General features: G+C 46.0%; 13 protein-coding genes and 1 other annotated feature. All 13 genes read left to right on the top strand.

All coding sequences use genetic code 11. The annotated features are described in order from the left end of the window. Positions 1-52 precede the first annotated feature (52 nt). The 13 genes from LKD36_RS13320 (at position 53) to thrC (ending at position 15950) form a co-directional block, all read left to right on the top strand. Positions 53-1213 carry a hypothetical protein gene (locus LKD36_RS13320; protein WP_308459867.1) on the top strand — a complete coding sequence of 387 codons (1161 nt, stop codon included), beginning with the start codon at positions 53-55 and terminating at the stop codon, positions 1211-1213. 3 nt (positions 1214-1216) lie between these two features. After that, positions 1217-2209 (top strand): SPFH domain-containing protein, encoded by a 993-nt coding sequence (locus LKD36_RS13315; RefSeq protein WP_308459866.1) that lies wholly within the window; start codon positions 1217-1219, stop codon positions 2207-2209. Between the two features lie 13 nt (positions 2210-2222). Then, complete coding sequence (locus tag LKD36_RS13310; protein ID WP_118769876.1) at positions 2223-2624, top strand: hypothetical protein; 402 nt, start codon at positions 2223-2225, stop codon at positions 2622-2624. Positions 2625-2635: 11 nt separating this feature from the next. Continuing rightward, complete coding sequence (locus LKD36_RS13305; protein ID WP_308459865.1) at positions 2636-3508, top strand: homocysteine S-methyltransferase family protein; 873 nt, start codon at positions 2636-2638, stop codon at positions 3506-3508. Between the two features lies 1 nt (position 3509). Further along, entirely contained in the window at positions 3510-5102 is a 1593-nt protein-coding gene (locus LKD36_RS13300; RefSeq protein WP_308459864.1) for a CotH kinase family protein, read from the top strand. Between the two features lie 62 nt (positions 5103-5164). After that, positions 5165-5704, top strand: coding sequence for an acetolactate synthase small subunit (ilvN, locus tag LKD36_RS13295; RefSeq protein ID WP_118769879.1), 540 nt, complete (start codon positions 5165-5167; stop codon positions 5702-5704). Between the two features lie 32 nt (positions 5705-5736). Beyond that, positions 5737-6753, top strand: a complete 1017-nt coding sequence (gene ilvC, locus LKD36_RS13290; RefSeq protein ID WP_308459863.1) for a ketol-acid reductoisomerase — start codon at positions 5737-5739, stop codon at positions 6751-6753. 75 nt (positions 6754-6828) lie between these two features. After that, a complete protein-coding gene (locus tag LKD36_RS13285; protein WP_308459862.1) occupies positions 6829-8916 on the top strand; it encodes a hypothetical protein in 2088 nt (695 codons plus the stop codon). Continuing rightward, positions 8916-10043, top strand: coding sequence for an acyltransferase (locus LKD36_RS13280; RefSeq protein WP_308459861.1), 1128 nt, complete (start codon positions 8916-8918; stop codon positions 10041-10043). The genes LKD36_RS13285 and LKD36_RS13280 overlap by 1 nt, the downstream gene beginning before the upstream one ends. Further along, positions 10030-11325 carry an O-acetylhomoserine aminocarboxypropyltransferase/cysteine synthase family protein gene (locus LKD36_RS13275; protein ID WP_118769883.1) on the top strand — a complete coding sequence of 432 codons (1296 nt, stop codon included), beginning with the start codon at positions 10030-10032 and terminating at the stop codon, positions 11323-11325. Before LKD36_RS13280 ends, LKD36_RS13275 begins: the two co-directional genes overlap by 14 nt. A gap of 49 nt (positions 11326-11374) precedes the next feature. Then, positions 11375-11643 (top strand) — a binding site (T-box leader). A gap of 125 nt (positions 11644-11768) precedes the next feature. Continuing rightward, a complete protein-coding gene (locus LKD36_RS13270; RefSeq protein WP_308459860.1) occupies positions 11769-13427 on the top strand; it encodes a 2-isopropylmalate synthase in 1659 nt (552 codons plus the stop codon). 241 nt (positions 13428-13668) lie between these two features. After that, positions 13669-14364 (top strand): cell wall hydrolase, encoded by a 696-nt coding sequence (locus LKD36_RS13265; RefSeq protein WP_308459859.1) that lies wholly within the window; start codon positions 13669-13671, stop codon positions 14362-14364. A 92-nt stretch (positions 14365-14456) separates the two neighbouring features. Next, complete coding sequence (gene thrC, locus LKD36_RS13260) at positions 14457-15950, top strand: threonine synthase (protein WP_118769884.1); 1494 nt, start codon at positions 14457-14459, stop codon at positions 15948-15950. The last annotated feature ends 9 nt before the right edge of the window (positions 15951-15959 follow it).

Here is a 15959-nt window from a genome sequence, read left to right as displayed (position 1 = left end):
GAATGTCTTTGCGGCAGTTTCTGTACAGAAATAAAACGCGAGAGGAAAAACCGTGGGAGAAATCTACTATTGTAAAAACTGTGGTGGAGTCATGGAATTTGATGTGGCCACTCAGTCTTTGAAATGTCCGAACTGCGGGACAGAAGAAAAAATTGAGGCAAACCGTCAGACGGTAAAGGAACATAAGCTGACAGATTATGCAAAAAGAACGGTGAAGGCAGGAGAAAAGAAATCATCCACCATGCAGTGTCCATCCTGCGGAGCGATGGTGGAAGTGGAAGCAACCAGCACGGCAAAAGACTGCCCGTATTGCGGCACACCTTTTGTACTGGCAGATAAACAGATTGCGGCTATCCGGCCGGATGGTGTTGTCCCTTTCCAGATTGATAAAAACAAAGTGGGAGACTGTTTTCGCAAATGGATGAAAGGCAGATGGCTGGCTCCCGGAGAGTTAAAGCACCTGCATCAGCAGGATAAACTGCAGGGCATCTATATTCCCTACTGGACATTTGATGCAGACGCTGATGTGAATTATCGCGCAGAAGGCGGACGGGACCGACAGGTAACGCGAAAGGACAAGGACGGAAAGACCTATACGGAAGTGGTAACAGACTGGTATCCGGTAGCAGGCCATGTCAATCATTTTTTTGATGATGTGCTGATTCATGCATCCAATCATCTGGATGAAAGTCTCATAGAGGGAATTGAGCCGTTCAATACCATGGATATTCCGGCTTATTCCCCGGATTATCTGTCCGGATACAGCTCGGAGATTTATACAGTGGATCTGAAGGATGCGCACCTCGCGGCAAGAACAAGAATGAGTGCGGCCCTTTACAGTATGGTTGAACAGGATGTGTTGCGACGTTATGATCATGTGCGAAGTATTCGCATGGATGAGCATTATGATGCAGAAACCTATAAGCACGTGTTGCTTCCAGTCTATTCCACTGCTTATCGATATAAAAACAAGACCTATACGGTGCTGATTAATGGACAGACCGGGCGGGTGAAGGGCGAGTATCCGAAGAGTGTAGCGAAGATTACATTGATAATCCTTCTGGTACTGGCAATTATTGGTATGTTCTTCCTGGCAACATCTGGCGGCGAGGAAGATTATGGCCTGCAGAAGAATGAGACTGAGACGGTCTGCGAATATGAGGCAGATGAATTGACGCCTGCAGAATACATATGGATACAGGAGGTATCATAGAATATGGGTTTATTTGGAAATCAGTTTGCCAATGTGGTAGAGTGGGAAGAATACAGAGATGATGTGCTGTTCTGGAAATGGAGCAACCGGGAAATCAAAAAAGGCAGCCGCCTGATTATCCGTCCGGGGCAGGATGCAATTTTCCTGTACAACGGAAAAGTAGAGGGTATTTTTACAGATGAGGGAAGCTTTGACATCGAGTCTGAGATTATCCCGTTCCTGTCTACCTTAAAAGGCTTCAAATTTGGCTTTAACAGCGGAATCCGCGCGGAAGTGCTGTTTATCAATACCAAAGAAGTGACCGTGAAATGGGGTACCAAGAATCCTATTAACATTCCGGCACCTGGACTTCCTGCAGGTATGCCCATTCGTGCATTCGGAACTTTCTGCTGCAAGATCAGCGACCATGCGGCATTGATTGAGAAGATTGCAGGTGTGAAACAGCAGTTCACTATCGATGATGTGAAAGAGCGTGTTACTTCCATGCTGGATCAGCTTCTGATGAAATGGATTGTGCGGGAAGGCAAAGATATGTTCAACCTGCAGGCTAATTCTTTTGATATTGCAAAAGGAATTCAGGAAGATCTGGATATGGAGATGATGAGGATCGGTATCAGCATTGCCGTCTTTAATATTTCCAGCTTTACCTATCCGGAAGAGATCCAGAAGATGGTAACCAAGACCGCATCCCAGAGCGTTGTCGGTGACATGGGACGTTATCAGCAGATGTCCATGCTGGACGCCATGGCAAATGGAAATGGCGGCGGCCGTACGGCGTCTGATATGGCAGGCATGGCCATGGGCATGATGATGGGCCAGCAGATGGCGGGTCAGATGCAGCAGAATTTTGCAGGTCAGCAGGCACAGCAGCAGGCGGCCCCGGCTTCTTCCGGCAATACGGCAGCCCCGGCAGGCGGATGCAAATTCTGTCCGGAATGCGGTACAAAGACAGAGGGTATGAAATTCTGTCCGAACTGCGGAAAAAAACTGATGTAAGAAGGAGAATGATATGAAACAGAAAGGAAATCCTTTGGCACAGTTTTTGATCGGACTTGCAATGTTAGTATCTGGTGGTTACTGGTTCTTATCCAGTGTGGCGGTACATACAGCATTTTATAGCCTAAGACTTGGCGGTATGCGGCTGAACGGTGGCTTAGTGGTAGTGCCATTTATTGTTGGCGTAATCTGGATTTGTGTAAATACCGATTCATTTGGCGCAAAACTCCTGACAGGAGCCGGACTTTTGATGATTGTGGCATCTGTCATTGCGGGAACAGAGTTTGTGTTCCGTTATACCAGTCTGTATAATTATTTGATTATGCTGGTGCTGATGTTCGGAGGAGCAGCATTGATTTTGAAAGTATTGTGCCATGATCCGGAGAAAAAGAAGAAAAAAGACAAGGAAAGTTGAGGCAGAATAAAATGACCAGAGAAGAATTTCGTGTATTAGTAGAAGAGAAAGGACCGGTGATTCTGGATGGAGGAACCGGTTCCTGCTTGAGAAAGATGGGAATGCCGGTAGGCGTCAGTACAGAACAGTGGGTCTATGAACATCCGGAAGAGATTGCCCGTCTGCAGAGAGAATATGCGGATGCCGGATCAATGGTCATCTATGCTCCGACCTTCGGTGCGAACAGAGAGACTCTGAAAGGTATGGGACTGGAAGCAAATGTGGAGATCCTGAACCGGGAGCTGGTAAAGCGGACCAAAGAGAATGTCGGAGACCGGGTACTGATTGCCGGTGACATGTCCACGACCGGAAAGGGACTGGAGCCTTATGGACCCATGACTTACGACAGTATGATGGAGATCTATAAGGAGCAGATTACGCTGCTGGTCGAAGCAGGAGTTGATCTTCTGGTGGCAGAGACACTGTTGTCCCAGGATGAAGCAACTGTGATCTGTGATGCGGCAAGGGAGGTTTGTGATCTTCCACTTATTATTTCCTTCACCTGTGAAGGAGACGGCACTCTTTATTTTGGCGGCACCGTATTTGAAGCAGCTGCGACTATGGAAGCCATGGGGGCAGCTGCGGTGGGCGTCAACTGTTCGGTTGGGCCGGATCAGTTATCTGCAGTCATCAGTCAGCTTCATGAGACAGTATCCATTCCAATTGTGGCAAAACCCAATGCCGGTATGCCCACAATCACGGAGACGGGTGAAGCAGTGTACAGTATGGGCTCAGACGAGTTTACCAGACACCTGCTGCATCTGAGAGACTGCGGCGCTTCTGTTATTGGCGGATGCTGTGGTACTACTCCGGAATATATCGAAGATGTAAAGAAGAGTCTGTAATATGAAAAAAGGAATTACACTGGTACTCAGTGTTGTTGGAATTATTCTGTTTCTTGTATTCCAGCTGCAGGCACAGAAGAATGTTGTAATGGCGGTTCCGGTGGTAAAAGAAGAGGTATATGAAAGTATTAAGGAAAGCCGGACGCCGGTACAGAATCTTACCAGGGCGGAACTCCAGATTGGTGCTGTAACCGCAGCCTGGGAAGAGACAGAGCAAAGATACTATATTCCCAAAAACATGGATGAGAGCGGTTTTCGTGGAGAGCTTGGTGGGCTGCTTGACGGACAGCCAGTCTCTCTCGTGTGGAAACCGGACAGTGCATTTGACAATACTGACGATGCAGTGAAAGATAGGCATCTGTTTTCCTGTATGGTGTATTCTGACACGGAATATGCGGAACTTACGGTACTGTTTACCGGTATGCCGGTTATGAAAATAGATGGGGATATGGGAGCGGAAGGCACACAGATATCACTTTTTGATCCGATTTTTGGAGCTGATGGGGAATATCGGTCGCTGCAGAGCAGCGCTTACTATAATATCCGTGGAAATGCCAGCAAACGGTTTGAAAAGATCGGTTACAAGCTGGAACTGCTGGAAAATGATGGAACGACAAAAAGAAAAGAAACACTTCTCGGTATGAGAAAGGATGACAGCTGGCAGCTGAAAGCGCTGTATTCGGACAGAAGCAAGCTGAGAGATAAGCTTTCAACGGAACTCTGGAACAATATTGCGGACCTGACGCAGACGAAAGCAGATACCGGATGCCGGATGGAATATCTGGAACTCATCGTAAACGGAGAGTACAGAGGACTCTATACGCTGGTTGAACCGACGGATTACAAGTCTCTTGGCCTGGATAAAACAAAGGACATCATCTACAAGGTGGGTTCTGACGAACGTCCCAATGATGATCTTTTTGCGGAAAGTGAAGCGTCTCAGTCCTTTGAGTGCGGAGGAGTTCATATCCGTCAGGCTTCTAAAACATGGGAGTCCGGACTCTGGACTCCGTTTCAGACATTCTGGGATAATGCCTATGAACTGGACACCACAGGAAGTCTGGAGACGCTGTATAGCTGTATTGACCGACAGAATTTTATCGATTTTGATCTGTATTACAATGTAATTGCAGGTATGGATAACCGGTTCAAAAATATTATTTACAGCACGGTCATGAATAAAGACGGCACATATGTTATCCGGCGGATTCCGTGGGATCAGAATTATTCCTGGGGAGATGACTTCGAACAGGGAGAAGATAAAGACATTAAAAATATTCGATTTAATCCGGAACTGAAAACGAAATGGCTGAATGAAGACGTATTCCGCAATATGCAGGCGCTGGATGACACACTTCCGACAGATATGCTCCGTACATGGAAAAGATGGCGTGAAAGTTTTCTGACAGAAGAACGGTGGAAAGCATATGCACGGGAGCAGATGGCATATATTACGGATTCCGGGGCATTTGCAAGGGATACAGAGAAATGGCCGGACAGTGAGAATGTGAACAGCACGAAAGAAATCGAGTCCTATATTGATGCCAGATTTTCCTGGCTGGATAAATATTTGGCAGATTTAGCAGAACAATAATTGACAAAGATGATCATCATTGCTAAAATATTTGGTATTAACAACAGAAAGCAGGGGTATACATGCAAAAAGTAGTATTTTCGATACTGGTGGATAATACTTCCGGTGTATTGAGCAGAATTGCCGGATTGTTCAGCCGCCGCGGCTACAACATTGACAGTCTGACTGTAGGCGTTACCGCGGACCCCAGATATTCGAGGGCAACGGTTGTGACAAAAGGGGATCAGCAGATCCTTGACCAGATCGAAAAACAGCTGAACAAGCTGGAAGATGTGGTGGATATTAAGAGACTTGATCCGGATAATTCCGTGTGCCGTGAGCTCCTTCTGGTAAAGGTTCTCTGTGATGAGAAGAACCGCCAGAACATTATTTCCATTGCCGATATTTTCAGGGCTAAAATCGTAGATGTTTCTATACAGTCACTTGTAATCGAGCTGGTAGGAAGCCAGTCAAAACTGAGCGCTTTCCTGCGTATGCTCAAGGATGTTGAGATTCTTGAACTTGCACGTACCGGTCTTACCGGACTGTCCAGAGGAACCTTCGACGTTAAGATCTATGACGAGAACGGTGAACTGGTAGACTATGATTTTATGCAAGACTAAAGCAAACACACAAAAGGATGGAGGAAAAGAAAATGGCAAAGATTTACTATCAGGAAGATTGTAATCTTGCAGCTCTGGAAGGCCAGACAATCGCAGTTATCGGTTACGGCAGCCAGGGTCACGCACAGGCATTAAATGCAAAGGAGTCCGGATGCCATGTGATTATCGGACTTTATGAGGGAAGCAAATCCTGGAAAAGAGCTGAAGAGCAGGGATTTGAAGTATATACCGCAGCAGAGGCAGCTAAGAAAGCAGACATCATCATGATCCTGATCAATGATGAGCTTCAGGCAGCTATGTACAAAAAAGATATCGAACCGAACCTGGAAGAGGGTAACATGCTGATGTTCTCTCATGGTTTCAACATTCATTTCAATCAGATCGTACCGCCGAAGAATGTAGACGTTACCATGATCGCGCCGAAGGCACCGGGACATACTGTAAGAAGTGAGTATCAGGCAGGAAAAGGAACTCCGTGTCTGGTAGCTGTTCATCAGGATGCATCCGGTAAAGCTCTGGAGAAAGCTCTGGCATATGGTCTGGCAATCGGTGGAGCAAGAGCAGGTATTCTGGAGACTACCTTCCGTACTGAGACCGAGACCGACCTGTTCGGTGAGCAGGCAGTTCTCTGCGGTGGTGTATGTGCACTGATGCAGGCTGGATTTGAGACTCTTGTTGAGGCTGGATATGATCCGAGAAATGCATACTTTGAGTGTATCCATGAGATGAAACTGATCGTTGATCTGATCTATCAGTCAGGATTCGAAGGAATGAGATATTCCATCTCCAATACTGCAGAGTATGGTGATTACATTACCGGACCGAAGATCATTACCGAGGATACCAAGAAAGCAATGAAACAGATCCTGAGAGACATTCAGGATGGTACTTTTGCAAAAGATTTCCTTCTGGATATGTCTCCGGCAGGTGGACAGGCTCACTTCAAGGCAATGAGAAAACTTGCTGCAGAGCATCCGTCAGAGCAGGTTGGTAAAGAGATCCGTAAGCTGTACAGCTGGAACGGTGAAGGAAAACTTCTCGACAACTAGGAATAGGTAGAAACCGCCACGGTACGGGGCACCTGCGGGTACTCCGCCGCGGCGGTTTTTTTGTGAGGTATGACTTTGAAAAAGCACGGATTATCGACAGGGCACTTGATTTGCCTGTTTTTACTGCTTCATATAGCGGCTGTGGGATATGCAGTCACATTCCTGCATCCATATTATGGTTCCAATGATGAATTTACATTGGCGGCGATTGCCTCTGGGGCATACGGGAGTTATACGCAGTATTTTATCTATCTGCACAGTGCATTTGGATGGATATTGAAATGTTTCTATATGCTGTTCCCGTCTGTGAACTGTTATACGATGGTGATGTACGGGCTGATTTTTCTGTCATTGTCAGCCATTGGTTGTACCTGGATTACCAGGTGGAAAAAAATTGGCACTGTAATGGCGGTTATGCTGGTTTTGGCAGGACTGTCACCTCTCTATGTGGAATTACAGTATACAAAAACAGCGGCTGTTGTGACAGCAGCTGGATATGTTCTGCTGTTTATTGGCGGACAGAAAGCAGAAAAATGGAAAAAAGCATTTGTGCAGGCCCTGGGAATTCTGTTGCTTCTGCTGGGAAGCTGGATTCGTTTCCAGTCCTTTGGCATGGTCAGCATTCTTGCATTTGGATTCTGGCTTGCACGGGCAGTGGGGGTACTGAAAACAAGAGAATGGAAGCAGTTTCTGGTATGCGACTGCCTGCCGTGTATCATTGCTTTTTCCTGTGTGTTCGGAAGTATTGCCGCAGAAAATGTTCTGGTCTATACACCTGGAAGCCAGGAAGAGCATTATCGGGAATATGATAAGGCAAGACAGCGTCTCCTGGATTACGGTGTTCCGGAATGGGATGATTATCAGGCGGAATATGAGGCACTTGGCCTTACAAGAACGGATGTCATCAATCTGGAAAAATGGCTGATTGCGGATTATGACCGTTACACGGCAGATACGTTTAATGCGATTGTTGCATTTCGGCAAGACCGGCCATTCCAGTGGGAATACCTGCTGGATTATCTGCGAATTTTGATAATGAAGCCATTGTTCCTTCTGGGAGCATTTGGATGGCTGCTCTGGTTTGCAGTATCCTTCAGGAAAAAGAAGGATCTGCCAGAATATGTAGTGGTATTCTGGCCGGGGATTGCGTTACTGGGAGTATATCTTTATTTTATTAAGATTTACCGGGTATTGCCTATCGTGGTGACTGCCTGCCTGCTGATGTTTGTTATTTTCATCTGGTCTGCAGTGCAGGAAAGAATTTTTGAACAGTGGGAAGATCAGCTGGAGGGAAAACGGTTTGCAGCAGCCGGTATGGCAGGTGTGATCCTGACTGCCGGACTGGGCGTCAATATGCTGATTCGTCCGCTTGGACAGCCTTCTTTGCAACAATCGGAAGAAAGCGTGGCATTTCGGAATCTGTACGACACGATTACCAAAAACAAAAATGTTTTTTATGCATTTGATCCTGTCAGCAATACCGGTGTGGAACTTGGATATTCTATTTTTGAGAAACTTCCGGATGATTATCTGACAAATATATTTACGCTGGGAGGCTGGGAAACGGAATCTCCGCAGATTGTGGATAATCTTGAAAAATATGACTGCAGAAGTCTTCTGACAGGGCTCTATACCAGTGATCAGGCAGTGCTCATATCGGACACCATGCTGGAACACATTATGCTGCATCTGCAGGATATATATGATGGTATTTTTATTACGTACTCCAAGGTCAATCAGATTGGCAATTTTAATCTGTATGCGCTGAACTACAAGATGTCCGGCCTGAAACAGACAGATAAATACAGCGGAACACTGGATCGCACTTATACAGCGGAGGCAGATCGATATGATGTGATCGAGGGAACGGTCGACATGACGCCGGAAGAGTTGGAAGGGAAAAGCGTATTTCTCTGGATGGAGAGTGTGGAAAGTGGAAAACGCAGGATGTTCCAGGGAACCTGGCAGCAACAGGACGAAGATGGGCTGTACTCCATGCTCTATGATACTTCTCTTTCTGATACCAGCCAGTTCCGGTTTACAATACCGAAGATGGATTATCCTCTGGATGACCGTTATGAGGTGAATATTGTTATCCGTGACAGAGATAAAGCGGTAAGAATTCAGACAGAAAATCATCTTTATGATACGGAGGCACCGTGATGGAACAGGAAATACGAAAAAAACGTCAGGTAAATTTCGAACTTCTCAGAATTCTCTGCATGTATATGATTGTCATCGGGCACTGCCTGTTTCATGGCCGTGTAACGGCAAAACTGGGATATGGTACGGTGAATTATTTTCTGTCCTATCTGATACAGTCATTTTCTGTAGTACATGTGAACTGTTTTGTCATGATCGGCGGATATTTTGCCATAGACAGAGCTTTTAAAGCAGAACGGGCAGTGAAGCTCTGGAAACAGGTGGCATTTTATTCTGTTGGTATTTTTTTGCTGTGTGCGATATTTGGAAGTATTGCACCGGTGGATGTGGTGAAGGCAGTGCTTCCGATCTCGTCAAAGACATACTGGTTTGCATCTGTCTATATGGGACTGCTGCTCCTGATGCCATTTCTTGGCATGGTGGCAGTGCGGATTACCAGAAAACAGTATCAGTACCTGCTTTTGCTGCTGGCATTATTTTTGAGTGTCAATCATATGATTTTTCGGACGGATACCTATGGAACTTTCAATGGCCGTGATCTTCCCGGATTTATCTTTCTGGCATTATTGGCGGGATATATAAAGCTCCATATGAGAGAAGACAGAAAATATGTGAGAAAGGGACTTGCGGGGTATGTGATCTGTTCCCTGTCAGTACTGGCAAGTGTATATCTGTCGGTGAAGATGGGACTTGAAGATACCGGGTATTTCCTGAATTACAATTCACCGCTGGCATTACTGGCAACATTTTCTATTTTTGTGGCAGTCAGGAATATGCCATGGAAAGAGAGCAGGCTGGATGGCCTGATTCTGAAGGTTTCCGGCGCAGCGTTCGGAGTCTATCTGATCCATGACAATTATCTGATCCGTTATCTGGTGTGGGATACTTTTCGCGCCAGCAAAGTAGCGAGAACCCACTGGGCAGTGATCTATGCGGTAGTGGCAGCAGTGATTGTCTATATCGTGTGTACCTGTGTGGAACTGCTGCGTCAGAGGCTTTTTAAGGCAGTTGGGACCTGTTACGGGAAGACGGGATGTTACAGAAAAGAACAGAAACTATGTGAAAAAATAAACTTCATGTTATTTGAAAATGATACAAATCAGGAGGACAAAAATGAGCGAATATAGAATAGGAACGAAATGTGTACAGGGAGGCTACACGCCGGGAAACGGAGAACCGAGACAGGTGCCGATTATCCAGTCCACTACATTTAAATATAATACCAGCGAGGATATGGGAAAACTGTTTGATCTGGAAGCGGAAGGATATTTTTACAGTCGTCTGCAGAATCCGACCAATGATCATGTGGCAGCCAAAATTGCAGAGATGGAAGGCGGAACTGCAGCTATGCTCACATCCAGCGGACAGGCTGCAAATTTCATGGCAATGTTCAATATCTGTGAGTGTGGAGACCATATCGTTGCCTCATCTTCGATCTATGGCGGAACCTTTAATCTGATTGCCGTTACCATGGCGAAGATGGGGGTTACCGCAACTTTTGTATCACCGGATGCAACGGAAGAGGAGTTGAATGCGGCATTCAAACCGAATACAAAACTGATGTTTGGAGAGACCATTGCCAATCCGGCGCTGACCGTTCTGGATATTGAACTGTTTGCAAAAGTGGCTCATGCTCATGGAGTTCCGCTGATGGTAGATAATACGTTCCCGACACCGGTGAACTGCAGACCGATCGAGTGGGGTGCGGACATTGTTACCCACTCTACTACAAAATATATGGATGGACACGGAGCGGCTCTTGGTGGAGCCATCGTGGACAGTGGAAATTTTGACTGGATGGCTCATGCTGATAAATATCCGGGACTCTGCACACCGGATGAGAGTTATCATGGAATTACTTATGCAGAAAAGTTTGGAAAAGAGGGTGCGTTCATTACTAAATGTACGGCGCAGCTTATGCGTGACTTTGGCTGTGTGCAGTCTCCGCAGAATGCTTTTATTCTGAATCTCGGCCTGGAATCTCTGCATGTACGTATGCCGAAACATGTGGAAAATGGTCAGGCTGTGGCAGAATTCCTGGAAAGTCATCCCAAGGTTGCTTATGTGAATTATTCCGGACTTCCGTCCAATAAATATTATGAGAGAGCACAGAAATATCTTCCCAATGGAGGATGTGGTGTCGTTTCCTTTGGACTGAAAGGTGGCCGTGAGGCAGCTTCCACCTTTATGAAGAACCTGAAATTGGGCGCGATTGAAACTCATGTGGCAGATGCCAGAACCTGCTGCCTGAATCCGGCAACTTCCACTCACAGACAGATGAATGATGAACAGCTAAAAGAAGCAGGTGTGCCGGCAGAACTGATCCGCATCAGTCTTGGACTCGAAGATAAAGAAGACCTGATTGCAGACATTTCCGCGGCGCTGGATGCAATTAAAGAAGAAAAGTAGAACTTGACATTTTCGACAGAGTTTGCTATCATAAATTTCAGTGAAATAAGTAAATGCGTTGATGAGGAATAGTACATTCAGACTTGATTTCAGAGAGCTGTCGGCTGGTGTGAGACAGCAGAGAGAATGTTTGGAACTCGCCTCGGAGCGGCTGTCCAAAATCTTCTATATAATAAGAAGAAAGTAGACACAGACGGAATCCCTGCCGTTACGAAGGGAAGGATATAAGAAAGTAATTTCCGTATCCGGTAAGTGTGCGAATCATTTCGCAAAATGAGAGTGGTACCGCGTAGAACAGTTTAGTCCTTCGTCTCTTGGTCTGTAAAGGCCGGAGACGGAGGATTTTTTGTTTTATAAGAATGAACGGTTCCAGGCTCCTTTGGCGTTTGCTTTGTTTCACAGAAGAAAAATGTGAAAGAATGTAGAATTAAGGAGAGAGAAAAATGATGAATTACAAGAAGTATACCAGACAGTATTTTATGCCACCTGAAAGATGCATGGATTGGGCAGACAAAGAATATGTGGATCATGCTCCGGTATGGTGCAGCGTTGACCTGCGTGACGGTAACCAGGCACTGGTAGTACCTATGACATTACAGCAGAAACTGGATTTTTTCCAGATGCTGGTAAAGATTGGATTTAAAGAGATCGAGGTTGGATTCCCGGCAGCATCTGAGACAGAGTATGAGTTTTTAAGAGCTTTGATTGAGCAGAATCTGATTCCGGATGACGTGACGGTACAGGTGCTGACTCAGGCGAGAGAGCACATCATCCGCAAAACATTTGAAGCATTAAAAGGCGTAAAAAATGCCATTGTGCATGTCTATAATTCGACTTCTCTTTCCCAGAGAGAGCAGGTATTCCGCAAATCCAAAGAGGAGATCCTGAAGATCGCTGTCGAAGGAGCAAAACTCTTACAGCAGCTGACTGACGAAGCCGGAGCTGATTATCGTTTTGAGTACAGTCCGGAGAGTTTCACCGGAACCGAGCCGGAGTATGCACTGGAAGTCTGCAACGCAGTATTGGATGTGTGGAAACCGACAGCCGACAGAAAAGCTATTATCAACTTGCCGGTAACTGTACAGCATTCTATGCCGCATGTCTATGCACAGCAGATTGAATATGTCAGCAAACACTTAAAATATAGAGAAAATGTATTGGTTTCCCTGCATCCGCACAATGACAGAGGATGCGGGGTAGCTGATACGGAGATGGGACTTCTGGCCGGTGCTGATCGGGTAGAAGGAACCCTGTTCGGAAACGGTGAGCGTACCGGTAATGTAGATATTGTAACTGTTGCCATGAATATGTATGCCCAGGGTGTAGATCCTGAACTTGACTTCTCCAATATGACCGAGATCTGCGATGGATATGAGCATTACACTGGCATGAAGGTCAATGAAAGAAATCCATACAGTGGCGCGCTGGTATTTGCTGCATTCTCAGGGTCTCATCAGGATGCCATTGCAAAGGGTATGAAGTGGATCGAGGAGAAACATCCGGATCACTGGACTGTACCGTATCTGCCTATCGACCCGACTGACGTTGGAAGAAGCTATGATGCCGATGTTATCAGGATCAACAGTCAGTCCGGAAAGGGCGGCGTAGGTTATATTCTGGAGAGAAACTACGGTATCGAGATGCCGCCGAAGATGCGCGAGGCTATGGGATATGCAGCAAAAGCAGTATCCGACGAGCAGAACAAAGAGCTGCAGCCTGCTGAAATTTATCAGGTATTTGAAGAAAAATTTGTGGGAATTACCGAACCGTATCATATTACGGAAGTACATTTTAAACAGGTAAATGGCATCACCACGGAGGTTACCACAACCTATAAGGGTGAGAAGAAAGTGACTACTGCAAATGGTAATGGACGTCTGGATGCAGTCAGCAATGCACTGAAGAAAGCATATGGATTCGACTACAAGCTGGTCACCTATCAGGAGCATGCGCTGACCAAGGGAACCAGTTCCAGCGCAATCGCATATGTTGGAATTCAGACGCCGAATGGCAAACTTCACTGGGGAGCAGCCATTGATCCGGATATTATCCGTGCATCCATTGATGCATTGTTAACTGCAATTAACCATTCCGTCAAGTAAAATAATTGACAAAAGAGGAGAGCGTTTTTCATGATTTTTCATGAGAAGCGCTCTTTTTTCTTTGCTATTGTCATAAAAAAGCAAAGAATGGTTCATAATAGTTAACAAAATTGTAATATTTGTATTGACTTTTTCATTTGTCCCGGGCTATAATGCCAAACTGTAACCCACGGAAACACAGATTTTTCGTGAGACAACAAGAGGCATAAAATGCCGGATCATAAAGAAAAGGAGTGTATGTATGCGTAGATGCTATCGGGCTGCAGCACTTGTGTTAGGAACGATCCTGACGACAGGTCTTGCATCCTTCAACTCCTGCAGTATAGGCACACTGACTGCATATGCTGCAGAGGACACACTTACGGAAGAGCTTGCGACAGCTTTCCAGCAGGAAGTCCAGGCAGGAGCAGAAAACGTCGAAACAGAAATACCAGCAGAGGAAGCTGCAGTGCAGCCAGCTCAGGAAGAGCCAATGGCAGAGGAAGTTGTACCGGAAGAACCCGTTCCGGAAGAGCCTGCACCTGAGGAAGTACCCACTGAGGCTGTGGCAGCGAATTTTAATTTGGATGAACAGGAGTATCAGGTACTCCTACGAATAGTGGAAGCAGAGGCAGGCGGTGAAGATACCGTCGGCAAGATGCTGGTAGCGAATGTGATCATGAACCGGGTGAACAGTGGAATTTTTCCCGCAACGGTGACCGGAGTGGTCTACCAGAATACGGAATGCGGCGCACAGTTTGCCCCTACCGTGGATGGAAGAATCGACCGGGTGAGTGTATCACAGGATACGACCGAGGCCGTGAACCGGGTACTTGGAGGAGAGGATGTGTCTCAGGGCGCACTTTTCTTCCGTTCTACGCGGAGCAGAAGCAGCTGGTTTGACCAGAGTCTGAACCGGGTACTGGAACACGGAAATCATATTTTTTACACATTGTAGAGAAGAAAGGGGCAGTTGCCCCTTTCTTTTTTTACTTTCTTGTGGTACACTGCGAAGTGTTAAAAGCATAAAATGGAAAGAGGAGCGAATACATGGAAGTGTTATACAAAAGTACCAGAGGAGCTGAAGAAGCTGTCACTGCGTCCTGCGCAATCTTAAAAGGACTTGCAAAAGACGGCGGTCTGTTCGTGCCAACGGAGATTCCGAAGCTTTCCCTCAGCATGGAAGAACTTTCGAAAATGTCCTATCAGGAAACTGCTTATGAAGTGATGAAACTGTTTCTGACAGATTTCACGGAAGAAGAGCTTAAAGCCTGTATCGCAGGAGCTTATGACAAAAAATTTGATACGGATGTAATCGCACCGCTTGCAAAAGTTGAGGGTGCTTACTATCTGGAGTTGTTCCATGGAGCAACGATTGCATTCAAGGATATGGCTCTTTCGATTTTGCCATATCTGATGACAACAGCAGCAAAGAAGAATCATATCAAAAATGAAATCGTCATTCTGACTGCGACTTCCGGAGATACGGGAAAAGCAGCGCTGGCAGGTTTTGCAGACGTGCCGGGAACGAAGATTATCGTTTTCTATCCGAAGAATGGTGTAAGCCCGATTCAGGAAAAACAGATGGTAACTCAGGCCGGAGACAATACCATGGTTGTCGGTATTCATGGAAACTTTGACGATGCGCAGAGCGGAGTGAAGGCTATTTTCGGAAACAAAGAACTGGCAAAAGAACTTGACAAAGCAGGATATCAGTTCTCAAGTGCGAACTCCATCAATATCGGACGTCTGGTTCCGCAGGTTGTATATTATGTATATGCCTATGCAAAACTTCTGGAAGGCGGAGAGATCAAAGATGGTGAGACCATCAATGTGGTTGTGCCTACCGGAAATTTTGGAAATATTCTGGCAGCTTATTATGCAAAACAGCTGGGTGTTCCGATCGGAAAACTGATCTGTGCTTCCAATGATAACAAAGTACTGTATGATTTCTTCCAGACCGGAGAGTATAACAGAAACCGCCCGTTCATTCTTACCACTTCTCCATCCATGGACATTCTCATCTCAAGCAATCTGGAGCGTCTGCTTTACAGAATTGCAGGTGACGATGCTGCCAAAGATCAGGAACTGATGAAAGAACTGACAGCGGATGGAAAATATACAATTACAGATGCCATGAAAGAAAAGCTTGGTGATTTCTGCGGATACTATGTAACCGAGGCAGAAGATGCACAGGAGATCGCGAAAGTATACAAGGACACTGGATATGTGATGGATACGCATACGGCGGTTGCGGCCTGCGCATATGAAAAATATAAAGCAGAGACCGGCGATGAGACGAAGACAGTCATTGCATCCACTGCAAGCCCCTATAAATTTACCAGAAGCGTCATGGAATCTATTGACGCTGAAAAGTATGGAAAACTGGGTGACTTTGAACTGGTTGATGAGCTGAGCAGAATTTCCGGAGTTGCAGTTCCCAATGCCATCGAAGAGATCCGCACTGCACCGGTTCGTCATAAGACGGTTTGTGAAGTACAGGACATGGAGAAAACAGTCCGCGGTTTTCTTGGTGTAGAGTAGGAGAGATAT

This window comes from Hominiventricola filiformis, assembly GCF_020686965.1.
In the GTDB taxonomy this organism is placed as follows: domain Bacteria; phylum Bacillota; class Clostridia; order Lachnospirales; family Lachnospiraceae; genus Hominiventricola; species Hominiventricola filiformis.
The sequence above is the reverse complement of the archived record's forward strand: the minus strand, read 5'-3'. Positions and strand labels throughout refer to the sequence as shown.